The organism is Pseudomonas knackmussii B13, from assembly GCF_000689415.1.
GTDB classification, from domain to species: domain Bacteria; phylum Pseudomonadota; class Gammaproteobacteria; order Pseudomonadales; family Pseudomonadaceae; genus Pseudomonas; species Pseudomonas knackmussii.
Map to the genome: position 1 here is coordinate 5539355 of NZ_HG322950.1, position 19957 is coordinate 5559311.

Annotated in this window: 16 protein-coding genes; 3 read left to right on the forward strand and 13 right to left on the reverse strand. The window is 66.3% G+C overall.

Features of this window, described 5'->3' with window-relative positions; all coding sequences use genetic code 11:
• Window positions 1-36 precede the first annotated feature (36 nt).
• A complete protein-coding gene (locus PKB_RS25970; protein WP_043255779.1) occupies window positions 37-2109 on the forward strand; it encodes a GGDEF/EAL domain-containing response regulator in 2073 nt (690 codons plus the stop codon).
• 69 nt (window positions 2110-2178) lie between these two features.
• On the opposite strand, the gene serB is transcribed toward PKB_RS25970, so the two are convergent.
• Window positions 2179-3390, reverse strand: coding sequence for a phosphoserine phosphatase SerB (gene serB, locus PKB_RS25975; protein WP_043255780.1), 1212 nt, complete (start codon window positions 3388-3390; stop codon window positions 2179-2181).
• 203 nt (window positions 3391-3593) lie between these two features.
• On the opposite strand from serB, the gene PKB_RS25980 reads away from it, so the two are divergent.
• Entirely contained in the window at window positions 3594-5162 is a 1569-nt protein-coding gene (locus PKB_RS25980) for an AhpA/YtjB family protein (protein WP_043255782.1), read from the forward strand.
• A gap of 67 nt (window positions 5163-5229) precedes the next feature.
• On the opposite strand, the gene PKB_RS25985 is transcribed toward PKB_RS25980, so the two are convergent.
• From PKB_RS25985 to PKB_RS26035, 11 genes are all read right to left on the reverse strand, one after another.
• The gene (locus tag PKB_RS25985) at window positions 5230-6441 is read right to left on the reverse strand and encodes a metallophosphoesterase family protein (protein ID WP_043255785.1); all 1212 of its coding nucleotides are present in this window, start codon (window positions 6439-6441) and stop codon (window positions 5230-5232) included.
• A 10-nt stretch (window positions 6442-6451) separates the two neighbouring features.
• The gene (locus PKB_RS25990; protein WP_422613518.1) at window positions 6452-8110 is read right to left on the reverse strand and encodes an ArnT family glycosyltransferase; all 1659 of its coding nucleotides are present in this window, start codon (window positions 8108-8110) and stop codon (window positions 6452-6454) included.
• A 150-nt stretch (window positions 8111-8260) separates the two neighbouring features.
• A complete protein-coding gene (locus PKB_RS25995; protein WP_043255786.1) occupies window positions 8261-8977 on the reverse strand; it encodes a PqiC family protein in 717 nt (238 codons plus the stop codon).
• 150 nt (window positions 8978-9127) lie between these two features.
• The gene (gene parC, locus PKB_RS26000) at window positions 9128-11392 is read right to left on the reverse strand and encodes a DNA topoisomerase IV subunit A (RefSeq protein WP_043255788.1); all 2265 of its coding nucleotides are present in this window, start codon (window positions 11390-11392) and stop codon (window positions 9128-9130) included.
• 7 nt (window positions 11393-11399) lie between these two features.
• Window positions 11400-11924: a retropepsin-like aspartic protease family protein gene (locus tag PKB_RS26005; RefSeq protein ID WP_043255790.1), complete on the reverse strand. Its 525-nt coding sequence runs from the start codon at window positions 11922-11924 to the stop codon at window positions 11400-11402.
• Window positions 11921-12922: an esterase-like activity of phytase family protein gene (locus PKB_RS26010; protein ID WP_043255792.1), complete on the reverse strand. Its 1002-nt coding sequence runs from the start codon at window positions 12920-12922 to the stop codon at window positions 11921-11923. The genes PKB_RS26005 and PKB_RS26010 overlap by 4 nt, the downstream gene beginning before the upstream one ends.
• The gene (parE, locus tag PKB_RS26015) at window positions 12922-14820 is read right to left on the reverse strand and encodes a DNA topoisomerase IV subunit B (protein WP_043255794.1); all 1899 of its coding nucleotides are present in this window, start codon (window positions 14818-14820) and stop codon (window positions 12922-12924) included. The genes PKB_RS26010 and parE overlap by 1 nt, the downstream gene beginning before the upstream one ends.
• A gap of 24 nt (window positions 14821-14844) precedes the next feature.
• Window positions 14845-15453 carry a YqiA/YcfP family alpha/beta fold hydrolase gene (locus PKB_RS26020; RefSeq protein ID WP_043255796.1) on the reverse strand — a complete coding sequence of 203 codons (609 nt, stop codon included), beginning with the start codon at window positions 15451-15453 and terminating at the stop codon, window positions 14845-14847.
• A 70-nt stretch (window positions 15454-15523) separates the two neighbouring features.
• Window positions 15524-16336 (reverse strand): 3',5'-cyclic-AMP phosphodiesterase, encoded by an 813-nt coding sequence (cpdA, locus tag PKB_RS26025; RefSeq protein WP_043255797.1) that lies wholly within the window; start codon window positions 16334-16336, stop codon window positions 15524-15526.
• 168 nt (window positions 16337-16504) lie between these two features.
• On the reverse strand, window positions 16505-16963 hold the full coding sequence (locus PKB_RS26030) for a DUF1249 domain-containing protein (protein ID WP_043255798.1): 459 nt from the start codon (window positions 16961-16963) through the stop codon (window positions 16505-16507).
• Window positions 16954-17571: an NUDIX domain-containing protein gene (locus tag PKB_RS26035; protein WP_043255800.1), complete on the reverse strand. Its 618-nt coding sequence runs from the start codon at window positions 17569-17571 to the stop codon at window positions 16954-16956. Before PKB_RS26035 ends, PKB_RS26030 begins: the two co-directional genes overlap by 10 nt.
• A gap of 197 nt (window positions 17572-17768) precedes the next feature.
• Here PKB_RS26035 and PKB_RS26040 point away from each other — a divergent pair, with 197 nt between their 5' ends.
• Window positions 17769-18524 carry an RsiV family protein gene (locus tag PKB_RS26040; RefSeq protein WP_043255803.1) on the forward strand — a complete coding sequence of 252 codons (756 nt, stop codon included), beginning with the start codon at window positions 17769-17771 and terminating at the stop codon, window positions 18522-18524.
• An 86-nt stretch (window positions 18525-18610) separates the two neighbouring features.
• Here the strand turns inward: PKB_RS26040 and cytX are convergent, their stop codons facing one another.
• Window positions 18611-19888, reverse strand: coding sequence for a putative hydroxymethylpyrimidine transporter CytX (cytX, locus tag PKB_RS26045; protein ID WP_043257816.1), 1278 nt, complete (start codon window positions 19886-19888; stop codon window positions 18611-18613).
• Window positions 19889-19957 lie beyond the last annotated feature (69 nt).

Genomic DNA, 19957 nt, shown 5'->3' on the forward strand with positions numbered 1-19957 from the left:
ACTTTGCTGCCGTCCGGCGCGGTATAAGCAGCCCCCATGGCCAATGAAAAGAAAACCATCCGCCTGCTGATTCTCGAAGACTCCCAGAACGAAGCCGAGCGGCTGGTCAGCCTCTTTCGCAATGCCGGACGCGCCACCCGCGTCCACCGCATCACTTCCAGTGACGACCTCAACGAAGCCCTCCAGCAAAGCTGGGACCTGCTGATTGCCGCTGCGGAAAGCAGCGCGATGGCACCGGGCGAGGCGTTGGCGAGCATCCGTCGGCAGGCCAAGGACATCCCCTTCCTGCAGCTGATCGCCGGCAACGACACCGACGACATCACCGAAGCCCTCGCCCTGGGCGCCCAGGACGCCGTGCCGCACGGCGAAGACGAACGCCTGGTGCTGGTGGCCAATCGCGAGCTGAGCAACCTCGAGGAACGTCGCGCCCGCCGTGCCGCCGAGGTCGCGCTGCGCGAAGCGGAGAAGCGCTGCCAGCTGCTGCTCGACAGCTCGGTCGACGCCATCACCTACGTGCACGATGGCATGCACATCTATGCCAACCGCGCCTACGTCGACCTGTTCGGCTATGAAGACGCCGAGGAGCTGGAAGGCTTGCCGATGATCGACCTGATCGCGCCCACCGATCAGGCCACCTTCAAGGACTTCCTCAAGGGCTACCAGAACAACGAAGGCAACGCTGAACTGCGTTGCGGCGGCATCAAGGTCGACGGCGCGAGCTTCAAGGCGCGCATGACCTTCTCGCCAGCAACCTACGACGGCGAACCTTGCATCCAGGTGGTGATCCGCGCCGACAGCGACAACAGCGAGCTGGAAGAAAAGCTCCGCGAAGTCAGCTGTCAGGACCTGGTCACCGGCCTCTTCAACCGTGCGCACTTCCTCGACCTGACCGATGCCGCGGTGGAACGCGTCATTACTGCAGGGCAGTCGGCGACCCTGGCGTACCTGCAACTCGATCGTGCACAGAACCTGCAGCTGACCCTGGGCATCGCCAACATCGATCTGCTGTTGGCCGACCTCGCCCGCCTGCTGCGCGAGCATTTCCCGGCCGGTGTGCAACTGGGCCGCTTCAGCGACGATGCCTTCAGCGTGCTGGTCAGCGGGCAGAACCCGGAACAGAGCAAAGCGCTGTTCGACGGCCTGCTGAAGAAGATCGAGGGCCACCTGTTCGACATCCACGGCCGCACTGCCCAGGTCACCCTGTCGATCGGCTGCGCCGGGCTCGACGAGAAGACCAGCCAGACCCAGGACGTCATCGAACGCGCGCACCGCTGTGCCGACGAAGTCGCGCAGAAGGGCGGTAACGGCGTCAAACTCTACGATCCGGCCGACGAGCTGGCCGCCGCCGCCAACCGCGGCGATCTGTTGGCAATCGTCCAGCAGGCCCTGGAGAAGAACAGCTTCCGCCTGCTGTTCCAGCCGATCATCAGCCTGCGCGGCGACAGCCACGAGCACTACGAAGTGCTGCTGCGCCTGATCAACCCGCAAGGCGAGGAAGTGCCGGCAGCGGACTTCCTCAACGCCGCCAAGGCCGGCGGGCTGGCCGAGCGCATTGACCGCTGGGTGCTGCTCAACTCCATCAAGCTGCTCGCCGAACACCGTTCCAAAGGTCACGAGACCAAGCTCTTCGTGCACCTCTCCGCGCCCAGCCTGCAGGACGCGGGGCTGCTGCCATGGCTAAACGTGGCGCTGAAAGCCGCGCGCCTGCCGGCCGACTCGCTGATCATCCAGATCAGCGAAACCGACGCCGTCGCCCACCTGAAACAGGCCAAGGCGCTCTGCGAAGGCCTGGCCGAGCTGCACTGCCAGGTCGCCCTCGGCCAGTTCGGTTGCGCGCTGAACCCGTTCAACACGCTCAAGCACATGAACGTCGACTTCGTGAAGGTCGACGGCTCCTACGTGCAGGACCTCAGCCGGGCGGAAAACCAGGAAAGCCTGAAGACCCTGATGGCCAGCCTGCACGCCCAGGCCAAGCTGACCATCGTGCCCATGGTCGAGAGCGCCAGCGCCCTGGCGACCCTGTGGCAGGCCGGCGCGAACTACATCCAGGGCCGCTACCTGCAGGGCCCGAGCCAGGCGATGGACTACGACTTCTCCTCGGAGGAGTGATCCCGCAAGGTGCAAGCCAGAACGAAAAAGCCCGCCCGAAGGCGCGGCTTTTTCGTTGGCGTTGAGACCTCAGCGTCCGTCACGATCGCGGAAGCCCAGCAGGTAGAGGATGCCATCCAGCCCGAGGGTGGAGATCGCCTGCTTGGCCGACTGCTTGACCAGCGGTTTGGCGCGGAAGGCCACGCCGAGGCCGGCCAGCCCCAGCATCGGCAGGTCGTTGGCACCGTCGCCCACGGCAATGGTCTGCTCCAGCTGCAGACCTTCCTTCGCCGCCAGCTCACGCAGCAGGTCGGCCTTGCGCTGGGCGTCGACGATCGGCTCGACGGCTACACCGGTGACCTTGCCGTCGACGATCTGCAGTTCATTGGCGAACACGTAGTCGATGCCCAGCTTGGCCTGCAGCTGGCGCGCGAAGTAGGTGAAGCCACCGGAGAGGATCGCGGTCTTGTAGCCCAGGCGCTTGAGTTCGGCGAACAGGGTTTCCGCCCCTTCGGTCAGGCGCAGCGAGGCGCCGATTTCTTCCAGCACGTCTTCGGAGAGTCCCTTGAGCAGTGCCAGGCGCTCCTTGAAGCTGGCGCGGAAATCGAGCTCGCCGCGCATGGCGCGCTCAGTGATCTCGGACACCTGCTCGCCAACGCCGGCGGCCTTGGCCAGCTCGTCGATGACCTCGGCCTCGATCAGCGTCGAGTCCATGTCGAACACCGCCAGGCGACGATTGCGACGGAACAGCGAGTCCTGCTGGAAGGCGATGTCGACGTTCAGCTCCTGGGCCACGCTGAGGAACTCGGCGCGCAGTGCGCCCGAATCGATCGGCTCGCCGCGCACGGAGAACTCGATGCAGCCCTTGCCGTGCTCTTCCGGCATGTCCAGCGGCATGCGCCCGGACAGGCGATCGATGTGGTCGATGTTCAGGCCGTACTTGGCCGTGATCGAGCTGACGCGGTGCAACTGCTCGGCGGTTACCCGGCGGGTCAGCAGGGTCACGATCTGGCGCGGCTTGCCCTGGCCGCCGACCCATTGCTGGTAGTCGGCTTCGGAGACCGGCGTGAAGCGCACCTGCTGGTCCAGCTTGTAGGCCGTGAACAGCACTTCCTTGAGCACCGCGGACGCCTGCTCGGTATCCGGGATCTCGACCAGGATGCCGAAGGACAGGGTGTCGTGGATCACCGCTTGGCCGATGTCGAGGATGTTCACCCCACCCTGGGCCAGCACGCCGGTGATGGCGGCGGTGAGGCCGGGGCGGTCTTCCCCGGTGATATTGATCAGGACGATTTCGCGCAAGGCGCAGTCTCCGCCATGGAAGAAAAGGCGCACATTCTACCGACTTTCCCGGCCCGCGCCTCGCCCGGCATGCGGCCAACCGCCGATCGGATTGCCGCGTCGCATCGAGCGACCCGCCGAAATGCAGGAGGTGCGGCGCTTTGCCCGCTTCCGGGGCGCCGTTATACTGCCCGGCAACTGTTCCTACAGAGACCGAGCCCGCTGTGACCCGGCCCACCTCCGTCAAGCCCGACAATTTCTTCCTGCTGCTCTACCACGCCCTGCGCCAGCGCCGGGTGCCCATCGCCCTGCGCATCGCCATGCATAGCCTGGTGCTGGTCGCCGCCGCGCTGGTCATCTACGCCTGGGTCATGGGCATGCAGTTCAAGCAGGCCATGCACCAGCAGGCCGATGCCGTGGGCCAGAGCCTGACCACGCAGACCGCCGCCTCGGCCACCGAGCTGCTGGTGTCGAACGACATCCTCAGCCTCAACGTGCTGCTGGGTAACCTGACCAAGAACCCGCTGGTGGCCCACGCGGCCATCTACAGCGCGGACGGCCGCACCCTGGCCGAGTCCGGCAACCGGCCGAAACAAGGCCTGCTGGGCAACACCGAGGGCGTGTACTCGACGCAGATCACCTTCCAGGACGTCATGGCCGGGCAGTTGCGCATCAGCCTGGACATGGAACAATTCCAGCAGCCGATGATGGTCAGCCTGCAGAGCATGGGACTGATCAGCCTGATCCTGCTGCTGCTCACCCTGACCCTCAGCCTGCGCCTGGGCCGCCACATCTCCACGCCGCTGCTGCAGCTGCGCGTCTGGCTGCGCGATCCGGATGACCCCGCCCCCGGTGCCGGCCTGCACAACGAAATCGGCGACCTCGCCCGCCAACTCCAGGCCCGCCTGGTGCCGGAGAAACCGCCCGCGCCCGAGCCCGCACCAGCGCCACCACCCGCGCCGCGCAAAACCGCACCCAAGCCAGCCGCCGCTGCACCGGCCAAGGCTGCAGAGGCTGCGCCGAAGCCGGTGCAGGACCCGCACATCGAGCTCGACGATGACATCGAGCCCAAGCTGGAACTGTCGGCGGACGAGCACGAATTCGACGAGAACATCTTCGACGACGGCGAACTGCCGCATGTCGAGGCCAGCGACGTGGAAGAGCTCGACGAGCCGCTGATCGAAGAAGAGCCTGAAGAAGCGGAGCTTGAGCCGGTACTGCCCAACCCGTGCGCCGTACTCGCCGTGCAGCTGGGCAATCAGGAGCAACTGCGACGCCTGCCGCGTAGCCGCCTGGTGGACCTGCTGGAGCGCTATCGCGATTGCCTGGAGCAGGCCGCGCGCCTGTACAAGGGCCAGCTGTTCACCCTCAGCGATGGCGGCAGCCTGATCCTCTTCCATGCTCGCGACGACGACGACTACCTGACCCACGCCCTGTGCTGCGGCGAACTGATGCGCGCCCTGGGCCACGCACTGCAGATCGAAGTAGTCGATAGCGGCATCACCCTGCAACTGCAGCTGGGCATGACCCACGGCGAGGAGCTGGCCGCACTGGCTCAGGCCGAGCTGCTGCAGGAAGCTGCCGTACAGAGCGCACTGAACCTCAGCCAGCACAGTCGCAACCTGCTTTTGATCGAGCGCTCCATCGCCGAGGACGAGCAGGTGCGCCAGCGCGCCCGCGTGCGCCCCATCGCCAACCCGGCGGAAGCCAGTTGCGTCGAATGGCTGAAAGAACCCTACCCGTCGATGCTCGAGCGCCAGCTCACCCGCATGCGCGCCCTGCGCACTTCCTGACGAGTCGAACCCAGCCCTGCCGCCCGGCAAGGCTGGCGTCAGCTTCCCAGTAAGCCCAGCGCCCCAATCACTCGATATTCAGCGAGCGCCGCAGCTGGCTCAGCAAGCCATCTTCCGCAGGGACGTCCTGCGCCACCTGGCGATAGCCGGCGAACGCCGAGAAGCGTTGGCGGAAGTCCACTTCGATGCTGTAGCGGTTGTCCCAACCCTTCTGCTCCGCCGGCCGCGGGGCGAGCTGATCGCAGTCGGAAAGACTCGAGGCGTCGCTGCAGGCGCGCGTCGCAGCTGGCAGATAGCGACTCTTCCAGAGCACCCAGGGCGACATCGTGAGCGCCTCGATGCGGTTGCCTGCCAAATCGAACTCCAGCAAACGCAGAAGGCCGTTCCCGCCCAGGTACTGCATCTGGTAGTCGAACTGCAGCATGTCGACGCTCAGCCCGTGGTCGTTGCTCAGGCGACGATGGCTCGACCCGTTCAGCTGGCTGCTGAGGGTCAGGAAGATCTGATCATTGCGCCGGATCAGCTTGTCCCACAGGCGCGCCTCCCCGTTGGGCGGCAGGGTTATGCCATGGGAAGCCAGGATCACCGGCGTATTCGGATGCTCGTCGAGTACGCGCTGGGCCCAGGCCAGGGTCGCGTCGCTCGGATTGCAGTCCAGCGCCAGCAGCAGGAAGTCCTGGTCACCGACGCGGAAACGGTGGTACTGGCTCAAGCCCAGCGGATCGCTGCCGGCATAGGTGGATTGCCAGGTCGCCCGTTGCGGCCCGAAGAACTCATCGAAGTGATCGCGTACCGAGCGATGGTCGTCGCCGGGCAGCTCGCCCTGGATATCCCGCGCACCGGTCATGATGCTGTAGGGCACGCCACCTTCCTCGAGCAGGCGCATGGCGCTGGAGGCGACTCGCCACTGGGTCAGGCTGCTGGCGTTCTGCACCACGTCCCCCAGGTGCACCACCAGCGGAATCTGCAGCGCGGTGGCGTTCTGCGCCAGCCAGTGAGTCTGGGCGAAAAAGGCCATCACCGGGTCGTAAGACAGGTTGTCGTAGCGCCGGGTCGTGCGGAAAAGCGAGCGCGCCTGGTGATTGTTCTCCGAGTAGTACTGGGTGTCGGGCAGCACCGCCAGCACGAAGTGTCCCGGGCGCGGCTCCAGCGCCAGCGGCGGCAGCGGGTGTTCGCGGAAGAACGCCTGGTCCCGGGCGATGTGCCGGCGCTCGCCAGGGCTGGCGCCACAACCGCACAACGACAGCAGGCAAGCAGCGAGGATGAGGAGACGTGTCATGCGCTGAAGGTCACTCGCGGGCCCCGCCGGGTGCAGGGAGATACAGCAGCACATAGGGATCATGATCGAAATCGGCAGCCACCACCGGGCGCAGCCCGGCCAATGGCGTCGCAGCAAGCGCACGCTCATGAGCGGCATCCATCACCAGGTAGAGCGGCCCCTGCAAACCTGCCAACTGGCTGTCCTGATCGACGAAGCGCGGCTGCAGGTCGTGATCGAGGTTGACCAGATACTTGATCGCCTTGGCGTCCTTGCCGAGCCCGACGAAAGCCACCGGCGCCGGCTTGGCGCTGATGGCGGCGTCCGCTGCGAGAGTGAATTCGCGGGTGCCGTAGAGGCCGCGTTCGATGGGCTCGAAAGCGACGATGTAGGCGGCCCACAGCGACAGAACCGCGCACCCGGCCAACGCCAGGGCACGCTGGCGCGGCTTCGCCAGCGCCCACAGCGCCAGCCCCTGGAACAGTAGAAGCAGCGCCAGAGCGCGATGCATGGCGTGGTGATAGTCGGCAAGCTGAGGTGAATGCCGCCAAGCGAACAGCAGCGCCAGGCTAAGTAGACCAGGCAAGGCAAACCACAGACTCTGAAGCACGATGCGCAGAATGGAAGCCAGACGGCTTCCAACGACGTGGAACGGATAGGCCGCGATGATCGCCGCATAGGGTGCCATCGCCAGGATGTAGCGGGCCTTCTTGGCCTGCGGCAGCGACAGGCCGATCATCACGACCAGAGCCGCCAGCGCACAGGCACGCAGGAGCACGCGCGTGCCCTGCTCCTCGGTGCGCCCGCCCTTGCCGAACAGCAGAGCCAGAGCCGGCAGCGCCAGCGGGAACGCAATGGCATAGTTGCCGGGCGCGCTGAGGAAGTAATAGAGCGGCGAGTTGGCGCCGGCGCTGCCGTCCAGGCGACCGACCACCTCCATCTGCAGGACCGAGTGGGCGAAGGCAGCGCCATCGCTCAGATCGGCCACTGCGAGCAATACCAGGCAACAGACCAGCAGCAATCCTGCGGCGAGCGGGGCAAAGGCCAGCAGACGCCGCCACTCCCCTGCCGCAACCCAGCAGGCACAGACCACGCCGGCGGGTATCACCAGGCCCAGCGGGCCACGAATCAGGAAGCCGACCAGCATCAGCACGCCCAGCCAGCCCAGCAGCCGTGGCAACGGCCGCTCGCGGTCGCGGTAGGCGAGATAGAAGGCGCCCAAGGCCAGGGCAGAGATCATCTGGTCCAGCGAGACCGCGCGGGTTTCGCTGACGAAAGTTGCTGTCAGCAGCAGGAGCGCAACGCTGAGCAACGCCCAGCGAACCGAGATCGGCTCCAGCAGGCGGTAGACCAGCGCGACGACCGCCGCCGAGGCGAGCGCCGAAGGCAACCAGGCGGCCAGGCTGTCCACCCGCCCGAACGGCAGCGACAGCAAGTAGATGAATAGCGTCGAGGTGCCCGGATAGTCCGGGTAGGCCTCGCCATAGGTCATGGGGAAGAAGCTGGGGCCGTGGCGCAGCATCTCCTGGGCGAAGAGCACGAAGCGCGAATCGAAGCCGATCACTTCGCGCCCCTGGGCCTGCATGCAGAAAAGCAACAGCGCGAGCGCCCCCAACAGCCAGGCGCGCGCGACCGGGCTCAGGCGCGCCAGCCCGAAAGGCAGGGAGGACGGGGAGATGGACGGCAGCACGGGTGCTCCTCCGCCAGACCATGACCGAAGGGATTCCGGTCACCGCGATTGGCAGATTCGCAGCCTTATTAGCACCGACGCAGTTAAGAAGTTGTTAAGTGCCGACGCCCGACAGAGAGCGGTTCGGGCGCGGCACGAGAGGAGCGGCAATTAGAAGCGGAAGACTTCTACATCGGTGCGGATGGGCACAACCAGCGGCATTTTCGGCCCTTCTTCCTTGGGCTTGGCCGCCTGTTCGGCAACTGCGGTCGGCTGCTTGCGCGGCGCCGGCGGCTGCTCGATCGCTACTGCCACAGGGCGTACGTCGCCGGCCAGCTGCTCAGCCAGGCGGCGCAACAGGTCGCTTTGCGCGCGGACCTGATCCTTGATGCTGCCGTCATGCTTCTCTTCCTGATGGAAGACACGGCTGTCGCGCAGCGCACCCTTCTGGTCGAGCAGGCGCCAGCGCGCATCGAGTACGGCGGGCTCTTTCGGACCAGAGTCGAGGCGACTGATGTCGAGCATCACTTGCACCTGCGGAGCGAATCCGGGCTTTTCCGGGAACAGCGCCAGGCGCGTGCTGTCCAGTTGACTGGAGAGCTGACGCAGCAGTTGCTGGCTCACGTTGGTTTGCAGGCTACCGGCCCAGCGCGCATCGCTGGACAGATTGAGGATGCCATCGGCCTGGCGCTGAACCATGGTTTCGCGCTGCAGGTAGTCGGCCAGTTGCACCGGCCCGAGAAGAACGGCCACGCCGTTGTCGCGGGTCGGCACCGAACTCGAACCGGTATCCAGCTGATATAGCTGGGCCGGTCGATTCACCGAACATCCCGCCAGCCCGAGCAGGCTGACGAGGGAAAGACATGCGAGGATGCGCAGAGCGCTCATCGGGCATCACCGTGTTTCGCCGAAGTTCGGCGATACTTGCTACAAATCGAAGAATTTAACGACAAAGGCGCCAAGGCGCCCCTGTCAAAGGGACCTATCATCCCCTAACCGGCGCCATAGCTCCAGAGGCAGAGTGTGTCGCGGGGCGTTTCAATCCTGAGACAGGGGCTCGACCAGCAGCGCATCGACCCGCTGGAAACCGCGCGGTAGCTTGTTGCCACGCCGACCACGCTCACCCTTGTAATGTTCCAGGTCATCGCCTTTAAGCGACAGGGTGCGCTTGCCCGCCTGCAGCACCAGGGTTGCGCCATTCGGTAGCACCGCCAGGTCCGTGAGGTACTCCTCGCGACTGGCAACACGCTCGCCCGGCACGCCGATGATCTTGTTGCCCTTGCCCTTGGCCAGCTGCGGCAGGTCGGCGACCTTGAACAGCAGCAGGCGACCTTCGGTGGTCACCGCCGCCAGCCAGTCCTGCTCGACGTCCGCAACCGGACGCGGCGCCATCACCTGCGCGCCGTTGGGCAGGCTGAGCAGCGCCTTGCCGGCCTTGTTCTTGGCCTGCATGTCCTCGCCCTTGACCACGAAGCCATAGCCCGCATCCGAAGCCAGTACGTAGAGCGCGCTGTCCTCCGGCAGGAGCACGCGCTCGAAGCTCGCCCCCGGCGGCGGGGTCAGGCGGCCAGTGAGCGGCTCGCCCTGCCCACGCGCAGACGGCAGGCTGTGCGCCGCCAGCGAATAACTGCGGCCGGTGGAGTCGATGAACACGGCGTACTGATTTGAACGGCCTGGAGCGGCAGCCTTGAAGCCGTCGCCGGCCTTGTAGGAAAGCCCGGTCGCATCGATGTCGTGGCCCTTGGCGCAGCGCACCCAGCCCTTCTCGGACAGCACCACGGTGACCGGCTCGGTCGGCATCAGTTCGGTTTCCGACAGCGCCTTCGCCTCGGCGCGCTCGACGATTGGCGAGCGACGGTCGTCGCCGTAGGTCTCGGCATCGGCCAGCAGCTCGTCACGTACCAGTTTGCGCAGCTTGGCGTTGGAACCGAGGATCGCCAGCAGCTTGGCGCGTTCCTTGGCCAGTTCGTCCTGCTCGCCGCGGATCTTCATCTCTTCCAGGCGCGCCAGCTGACGCAGGCGGGTGTCGAGGATGTAGTCGGCTTGCAGCTCGGACAACTCGAAGCGTTGCATCAGCACTGGCTTGGGCTGGTCTTCGGTGCGGATGATGTGGATGACTTCGTCGAGGTTGAGGAAGGCGACCAGCAAGCCTTCCAACAGGTGCAGGCGCTTCTCGACCTTGTCCAGGCGGAACTGCAGGCGACGGCGCACGGTGTCGGTGCGATAGGTCAGCCACTCGCTCAGCACCTGGCGCAGGTCCTTGACCTGCGGTTTGCCGTCCAGGCCGATGACGTTCATGTTCACCCGGTAGGAGCTTTCCAGGTCCGTGGTGGCGAACAGGTGGGTCATCAGCTCTTCGGCATCCACGCGATTGGAACGCGGAATGATGACGATGCGGGTCGGGTTCTCGTGGTCCGACTCGTCGCGCAGGTCGGCAACCATCGGCAGCTTCTTGGCCTGCATCTGGCTGGCGATCTGCTCCAGCACCTTGGCGCCGGACACCTGGTGCGGTAGCGCGGTGACCACGATGTCGCCGTCTTCCACGCGATACACGGCGCGCATGCGCACCGAGCCGCGGCCGGTTTCGTAGATTTTCTGTAGGTCGGCGCGCGGGGTGATGATTTCCGCCTCGGTGGGGAAATCCGGGCCCGGCACATGCTCGATCAGCTCACCGACCGTGGCGTCGGGCTGGTCCAGCAGACGAATGCAGGCCGCAGCCACTTCGCGCAGGTTATGCGGCGGGATGTCGGTGGCCATGCCCACGGCGATACCGGTGGTGCCATTGAGCAGCAGGTTGGGCAGGCGCGCCGGCAGCACGGCCGGCTCTTCCAGGGTGCCGTCGAAGTTCGGCACCCAGTCCGCGGTGCCCTGGCCCAGCTCGGAAAGCAGGGTCTCGGCGTAGCGCGACAGGCGCGCCTCGGTGTAACGCATGGCGGCGAAGGACTTGGGATCGTCCGGCGCCCCCCAGTTGCCCTGGCCATCCACCAGCGGATAGCGGTAGGAGAACGGCTGCGCCATCAGCACCATGGCCTCGTAGCAGGCCGAGTCGCCGTGCGGGTGGTACTTACCCAGCACGTCACCGACGGTACGCGCCGACTTCTTGTGCTTGGCGTCCGCGTCCAGGCCCAGCTCGCTCATGGCGTAGACGATGCGGCGCTGCACCGGTTTCAGGCCGTCGCCGATATGCGGCAGGGCGCGGTCCATGATCACGTACATGGAGTAGTTCAGATAAGCCTGCTCGGTGAAGTCGGCGAGGGAGCGACGCTCCACACCTTCCAGGCTGAGATCGAGGGTTTCGCTCATGCGTGCCTCACGGGGAAATGTTCTGGCGCAGCACCAGGGTGCCGTCGCGCTGGGAGAATTCGAGTTGTTTGAGGGCGCTCATGCCGAGCAGCACCTCGTTGCCGTCCATGCCCGGCGCAATCAGCGCCGGCACGTCGTGGAGCAGAATGTCGCCGAGTTCCAGGCGCTGCAGGCGCGTACGCCAGCCCTGGGTGCGACCGTTGGCGGTATCCAGGTCGACCGGCGCGCCACGCTTGAGCTGCAGCCGCTGGGCAAGGGTTTCCGGCACCGCCACGGCGCTGGCACCAGTGTCGAGCAGAAAGGTCGCCGGCGTGCCGTCGATCAGTCCATCGAACACGTAGTGACCCTGGCGATTGCTCAGCAGGCGCAGCTCGACGAAGCCGTCGCCGTGCAGCGACTGCGGTTGCACATTCGGGTTGTGCTGGCGCTGCTCCCAGAGACCGAAGAAGTGCGTGGCAAGGCCGATGCCGGCCAGCCAGGCGCCGATCATCATGGCCTTGCCGAGGCCGCGTCCGGGTTGTGCTTCGCTCATTGGCCACCCAGCCAGCCCTCCGCCGGTGCGGCGAAGCGCAGTACGTAGGGACGCAAATCACCATTGGCGCGAGGTGTGTCGCCGTTGTCCAGGCCGATCCAGGCGCCCTTGTCGTCGATCACCAGCGCCTCGGCCACCCCATAAGGCAGCGGATAACGCCGCTCAGGCGTCAGCGCGCCAGCGGCGAACGACCAGCAGCGCTCGACGGCGCCACTGTCGGCGTCGCGCCGGCAGATCTGGTGCAGCAGGCGCTCAAGGGTGAACAGCTTGCCCTGGTAAAGCGAGAGGTCGGCGAAGTCCAACGGCCAGGGCTTGTCGCTGTTCAAGGCCGCCGGCGGCATGGCGGTGCCGCCCTCGTTGAACATCACGCAGGCGCCGTCGCACTTCCAGGTGCCGTTGTCGTTGCGCAGGCGCAGCAAGCCACGGCGTTGGCGCTCGGCGGCGAGCCAGAGGCGCTTGCCGTCGGGATCGATGGCGATCCCTTCGTAGTAGGCGTTGTTGACCATCAGCAAGCCGCTGGCACGGGCCTGGCGCAGCAGCGACTTGGGCAGCGGCAGCCATTCCGGTTCGCCGGTCTGCGGCAGGCGCAGCACGCCAGCGTAGGCCTCGCTCACCAGATAGCGGTTGCCCGCGCGATCGCAGCTGATGCCTTCGAGATCCAGGGCACCTCCGCGCAGCAGGCTCATGCCCCAGGTACGCACTCGTTCGCCCCAGGACAAGCCGCTGTCCGGCAGCCCGGGCGCACTGAACAGCTCCGCCTTGGCCTGCCAGACACTGCCGGGCGTCTCGTCCGGCCGCAGGCTGTAGGCGCGGTCGTCGTCTCGGTCGGACACGGTCCACAGCTCGCCATCGCACAGCGCCAGCCCCGACAGGTTGCCGCCGCGCATGCCTTCGACGGCGTGCTCGCTGACGAACGCCAGCTCAGCGGGTGCAGGCGTGTCAGCGAGTGCAGTCGCGCAGCCCAGGACGGCCGCCAGGGCGGCCAGCCACAAGCGCATCAGGCCAGGACCTCGGCCAGGTTGCCCTTGGTCTCCAGCCAGGACTTGCGGTCGCCGGCGCGCTTCTTCGCCAGCAGCATGTCCATGATCTCCACGGTGCCTTCGGCGTCTTCCAGGGTCAGCTGCACCAGGCGCCGGGTGTTCGGGTCCATGGTGGTTTCGCGCAGCTGCGGCGGGTTCATCTCGCCCAGGCCCTTGAATCGGGTGACCTGCGGCTTGCCGCGGCGCTTTTCGGCCAGCAGGCGTTCGAGGATGCCGTCACGCTCGGCCTCGTCGAGGGCGTAGAAGACTTCCTTGCCCAGGTCGATGCGGTACAGCGGCGGCATCGCCACGTAGACGTGCCCGGCTTCCACCAGCGGGCGGAAGTGGCGGACGAACAGTGCGCACAGCAGGGTGGCGATGTGCAGGCCGTCAGAGTCGGCGTCGGCGAGGATGCAGATCTTGCCGTAGCGCAGCTGGCTCATGTCCGCTGCGCCCGGATCGACGCCGATGGCCACGGCGATGTCGTGCACTTCCTGGCTGGCCAGGACTTCGCCGCCATCCACTTCCCAGGTGTTCAGGATCTTCCCGCGCAGCGGCATGATCGCCTGGAATTCCTTGTCCCGCGCCTGCTTGGCCGAGCCGCCGGCGGAATCACCTTCCACCAGGAACAGCTCGGCGCGCATCGGGTCCTGGCCGGCGCAGTCGGCCAGCTTGCCGGGCAGAGCCGGGCCCTGGGTAATCTTCTTGCGCTCGACTTTCTTGCCCGCCTTCAGGCGGCGGCCGGCGTTGCTGATGGCCAGCTCGGCCAACTGCAGGCCCAACTCGGGGTTGGCGTTCAGCCAGAGGCTGAAGGCGTCTTTCACCACACCGGAAACGAAGGCCGCTGCCTCGCGGGAGGACAGGCGTTCCTTGGTCTGCCCGGAGAACTGCGGCTCCTGCAGCTTCATCGAGAGGACGAAGGCGATGCGCTCCCAGACGTCTTCCGGCGCCAGCTTCACGCCGCGCGGCAGCAGGTTGCGGAACTCGCAGAACTCGCGCATGGCGTCCAGCAGGCCCTGGCGCAGGCCGTTGACGTGGGTGCCGCCCTGCGCGGTGGGGATCAGGTTGACGTAGCTTTCCTGCAGCGACTCGCCGCCCTCGGGCAGCCACAGCAGCGCCCAGTCCACGGCTTCCTTGCTGCCGGCCAGGCTGCCGCAGAAGGGCTCTTCCGGCAGGCGCGGCAGATCGGCGACGGAGTCGACCAGGTAGGAGCGCAGGCCGTCCTCGTAGTGCCACTCGACGCGCTCGCCGCTGCTCTTGTCTTCGAAAGTGACCAGCAGCCCCGGGCAAAGTACGGCCTTGGCCTTGAGCACGTGCTTGAGGCGGCTGACGGAGAATTTCGCGGAGTCGAAGTACTTGGCATCCGGCCAGAAGCGCACGGTGGTGCCGGTGTTGCGCTTGCCGACGGTGCCGACGACTTCCAGGTCGCTGGACTTGAAGCCATCGGCGAAGGTCATGCGGTATTCGTTACCGTCACGCTTGACGCGCACTTCGACGGTAGTCGACAGCGCGTTCACCACCGAGATGCCGACGCCGTGCAGACCGCCGGAGAACTGGTAGTTCTTGTTCGAGAACTTACCGCCGGCGTGCAGCTTGGTGAGGATCAGCTCGACCCCCGGCACCCCCTCTTCCGGGTGGATGTCCACCGGCATGCCGCGGCCGTCGTCGATCACTTCCAGCGAGTTGTCCTCGTGGAGGATGACCTGCACGCTCTTGGCGTGACCGGCGAGGGCTTCGTCGACCGAGTTGTCGATGACTTCCTGGGCCAGGTGGTTCGGCCGCGTGGTGTCGGTGTACATGCCCGGGCGCTTGCGCACCGGATCGAGGCCGGAGAGGACTTCGATGGCTTCTGCGGTATAGGCGTTCTGCTGGGCCATGGGGTCCCTTTTCAGTCAGGAAATTCAGTCAAAGATGGAGAAATCGAGGTCGCGCCACAGGCCTGCCGGCACGCCGGCGAAGGCCAGAAGCGCCGGCAACTGGCGGGCAAAGCCCTGGAAACTGTGGTCGCCGCCGGCTTCGATGCGCAGTGCGCAGGCTCGGTAGAAAACCGCGGCCACCTTGTAATCGAGGGTTTCGTCGCCGGTCTGCAGCCACACCTGGTAGCGCGTCGCATCGACCGGCGGCGGTACTTCGAGCACCGCCAGGGCGTCGACATGCGCCTGGGTCAGCTCCCATTCCTCGCCGCTGTAATGGTTCTTCTGTGGGCCGAGGTAGCCGTCGAAGCGGCCATGGGGCAACACCGCCGGGTTGATCAGCAGGGCCTTGAGGCCATGCCGCTCGGCGAGGTGGGTCGCATAGTAGCCGCCCAGGGAGCTACCGACCAGCAATGGCCGGTCGAGTTCGCCGATGGCGGCTTCGAGCTGGGCCATGGCCTGTTTCGGGTGATGGTGCAACTCGGGGACGCGCAAATGATCCTGCAGGCCCAGGCGGGTCATGACGGCCTGCAGCTGGCGAGCCTTGTGCGACGCCGGCGAGCTGTTGAAGCCGTGGATATAGAGGATGTCGGTCATGGGGCGGGAGGCTACAAGCTGCGAGCGGCTGGCTGCAAGCGTCCGCGGTCAAGGGAATGCGAGGGAAGTCTCAGTAGCCCTTGACGCTGTAGTCGACCTGGAAATCGATGCCGGTGACCCGCGAAACGCCAGTCTCCAGCCGCCCATCGGGGTACAGCCGCAGCCAGCGGTAGCCGGGGGCCAGGCTGTCGACGCAGAAATCTTCGCTGCCGGGCGCGAACTGCACGCAGGTCGAGGGTGAGGCCAACAGCCGCACGTCGCCGCGCATCTGGTCGAACTCCTGGTGCACGTGGCCCCAGAGCAGGCAGCGCACCTGCGGATGGCGATCTAGCACCGCGAACAGGTCGTCGGGATTGCGAATACCGATGCGATCCATCCATTGGCTGCCGATAGCCACCGGGTGATGGTGGAAAGTGACGAGCACATGGCGGTCGCACGCCGCGAGCAGCGCCTCGTCGAGCAGGGCCAGCTGTTCCGCGGTCATCTGCCCGGGCACGGCGCCGGGAATGGTGGAATCGAGCAGGATGATGCGCCAGGCGCCCAGGTCGACCACAGCATCGAGCAGGTCAGCGTCACCGCAGACTTCGCGCATCGGCGCGAGTTCGTCGTGATTACCGGGGAACCAGCGCGTCGGCGCCGCAATCGCGCCGGAGATTTCCCTGAACTTCCTGTAGGACTCGACTGAGCCATCCTGCGAAAGGTCGCCAGTCGCGAGCACCAGATCGATTTCCGCCTGCTCGCCGAGCACCTGGCTGACCACCTGGCGCAGGCTGTCGGCCGTATCCATGCCCAGCAGACGACCGTCGGCCTCGGCGAAAAGATGGCTATCGGAAAGCTGCACGAGCAGCAGCGACTCTTGGGCGGAAGTGGATTTCGCAGGCAATGCGCCTTCTCCTGTCAGGCGAGGCGTCGTCGTTGGAGGGAAGTATGGTGACAGCCCGTGGATGGGGCAAACCGGGAAAGAGTCACAGTTCACACTTGCAGACGTCGCCCGGCGGGCAATTACCGGACGAGCGCGAGCATATCATGGCACCAGGCCATCACACAGACCTCAGCGCTGCAGCACCGGCTCCAACTCGTGGCCGCAGGCCAGGCAGTGGCTGAGCCATTCGCCGAGGAACAGGTTCAGCTGGTTCTTCTCGTCCGGCTGGTGCATGTCCTGGTTCGGATAGGGGTAGATGGCCAGCAGCCGGCGCGCCTGCTCGGCACCTATGACTTCGGCCATGCGCGCATCGTGGTAGACCCGCACTTCCAGACGCGGCGCCGGCAGCCAAGGCAGGCCGAGCTCCTGACGCACCTGCAGGGTGGTGGTGTACGGACAGGCTTCGATCACTTCCAGGGCCAGCACACCGAGCAGACGCTCGCCCTCGCTGAGTGCCACGCGCCGGGCCGTGCAATTTTCTCGCATGTCCGGGAGCAGGCGCATCAGGCGCAGGTAGTTGGCCTCGCAGGTGGCCTGCAATCCGACCAGGTCTACGCGATAACGCTCGCGCAGCAGGTTCACACCCATAAGCCTCGAACCTCGGCGCGGTTGAGCGCCAGCCATTGCAGGGCGAGCATGCTCGCCGCGTTGTTGATGCGTCCGTCGCGAACTGCCTGCAGCGCGTCCTCGAAGGGCAGCACATGCACGCGGATGTCCTCGCCCTCCTCGGCCAGGCCATGGATGCCAACGGCCTGGCTGCTGTCGCAGCGACCGACGAACAGGTACACCAGCTCATTGCTACCACCCGGCGAGGGCAGGTACTGCGCGATCGGCCAGAGCGCGCCCAGGGTGATGCCCGCTTCTTCCACCGCTTCGCGACGGGCGACTTCTTCGGGCTCTTCATCCTTGTCGATCAAACCGGCGACCAGCTCCAGCAGCCAGGGATTGACCCCCGCCTCCAGCGCACCGACGCGGAATTGTTCGACCAGCACCACTTCATCGCGCTGCGGGTCGTAGGGCAGCACGCAAACGGCGTCGTGGCGGACGAACAGCTCGCGGCTGATCAGCGGCCCCATGCCGCCGGCGAACTGGCGATGGCGCAGCTGCAACCGCTCGATGCGATAGAAGCCGCTGAAGCATTCCTCGCGCTCCGAGATCTCGACGTCGTCCGGACCGGCCTTGAAGATTTCCGACATCCCACTCAACTCGCTGATGGCTTGTACATTCGCGCAATCCTAGCGCGCCGCACCGCACCACGCAGCCTCTTTCACCCACCGCCCGGCGGGCAGACCGGCGACGCTGCTAAACTGCGCGGCGCGGCGAACCCCTCCCTCGCGACAGGGTCGAAGCCGCGCCGCCCGCGCGCGGCACCGGCCACGAGACAAGGATTCCCATGCACCTTCTGAAAATCGCCGCCCTGGGCGCCCTCTGCCTGATGCTTGGCGCCTGCCAGAGCCTTTTCGGGCCTGGCCTGGGCGAGCCACTGCAACCCGAACGCAAAGCCTTCGAACACCAGCAACCGGGCTGTACCGGAGAGCAGTGCCCGCTGTTCAATCTCGACACCCTGAGCTTCGCCGACGAGCCCGCACTGAACGCTGCCATCGACGCGCAACTGCTCGACCTCACCCGCGCCACGCCGGACGAAGCGCGCCCGGCCTCGCTGGAACTCTACGAGAAGCGTTTCCTCGCCGATGCCAAGCCCGGCTGGAGCAGCTATCTGCAAGCGAAGGTACGCGAGCAGCATGACGGCCTGGTGATCGTCGAGCTGTCCAGCTACGTCTTCACCGGCGGTGAATACGGCCAGCCGGGGCGCGCCTTCATCAATTATGACCGCCGCCTGCACAAGGTGCTGGAACTGCAGGACATCTTGCTGCCCGGCCAGGAAAAGGCCTTCTGGGACACCGCGCGCCTGGCGCACCAGGCCTGGATCGTGCAGAACAAGCTCCTCGAGCAGGACCCGAACTTCGTCAAGGACTGGCCGTTCCAGCCGACCCCGCACTTCGCCCTGACCTTCGGGGCGCTGACGCTCAAGTACGACATCGACCGCATCGCGCCGCACTCGGTCGGGCATCCGGAGTTGAAGATCCCCTACCCGCGTTTGAACGGCATCGTGAAGCCGTATTACTTCCCCGGACGCAGCGCGCAGTAAGAGATCGCGGGCATGGCCCGCTCCTACGTTAGTGCTTCCTGGAACCGTAGGAGCGGGCCATGCCCGCGATTCGGCCAACAGGCCGATCAGACCTTGCTGCCGACGCGCCCCAGCGCCATTTGCAGCACACCCGACACCAGCAGCGCCGGCAGGGTCGCGCCGAGGTTCGGCGCGTAGTTCGCCAGCAGGTGATAGACCACCACGCCGCCTGCCCAGGCCAGCAGCGAGCCCCAGCGCAGGCCCGGCTGAATCTGCGCGCTGGCGCGGCGGCGCAGCAGGAAGTGGTCGACCAGCACCACGCCGAACAGCGGGGCGAACACCGAGCCGATCAGCAACAGGAAGTTCTGGTACTGCGCCAGCGGCGCGAACCAGGCTATCAGGGTGCAGACGACGCCGATGACCAGCGCCAGGTGCTCGACTTTGAGCGGCACCAGGATGCCGCTGGAAACCGCCGCCGAGTGGATGTCGGCGAAGGCCTTCTCCGACTCGTCGAGCAGGATCAGCAGCAGCGGAATGCCCATGCCGGCACCGGCCAGCGCCAGCAGCAGCGCATTGGCGTCGCTGCCTTGGGCGAACGCCAGGGTGTAGGCAACGCCCAGGCCCATCAGCCAGAAGCAACCGATGAAGAAGCCGGTCGCCGCACCGCCGAATACCTGCCCGGCGTGCTTGCCGAAGCGCGAGTAGTCGGAGATCAGCGGCAGCCACGACAGCGGCATGGCGATGGCGATGTCGAAGCCCACCGCCAGCGGCATCGAACCGTCGCCCGCGCGCGCCCAGATGGCGGCGAGGTCGGCGCGCTTGAACAGGTCGATGGTCAGCCAGACACAAGCCGCCAGCAGCAACCAGATGCCCCACTTGCGCAGCACGCGGCGGACGAAGGCCAGCGGGCCGCTGACCGCGAGCAGGGTCGCCAGGGCGCCGAACACCAGGGTCCAGAGTGCCGGACTGGTCCACAGGCTGCCCTCGCCGAAGGCGCGCGCCGCCAGCAGGCTCGCGGCGTCGCGCATGACGATCACCTCGAAGGCGCCCCAGCCGATCAGCTGCAGCAGATTGAGAATCGCCGGCAACGCCGCGCCATGGCTGCCCAGAGACAGCTTGAGCGAGGCCATGGCGGCCAGCCCGGTGTCGCTGCCGATCACCCCGGCAGCAGCCAGCAGCAGAACGCCGACCAGGGTGCCGAGGAAGATCGCCAGCAGCGAGCCGGCCAGGCCCAGGCCGGGCGCCAGCAGCGCGCCGGTCTGCAGCACCATCAGGCCGATGCCGAGGGAGAACCACAGGGAGAACAGGTCGCGCAGGCCGAGCACGCGCTGGGCGGCGCCGACGGCGATGGCGGGTGAATAGTTGGTTGCGGTGGTGGTGGTCACGATGCGCAAGGCTCGAATGTTGTTGGAGTGAGAGTGCTTTTCGTAGGAGCGAGCTTGCTCGCGAACCGG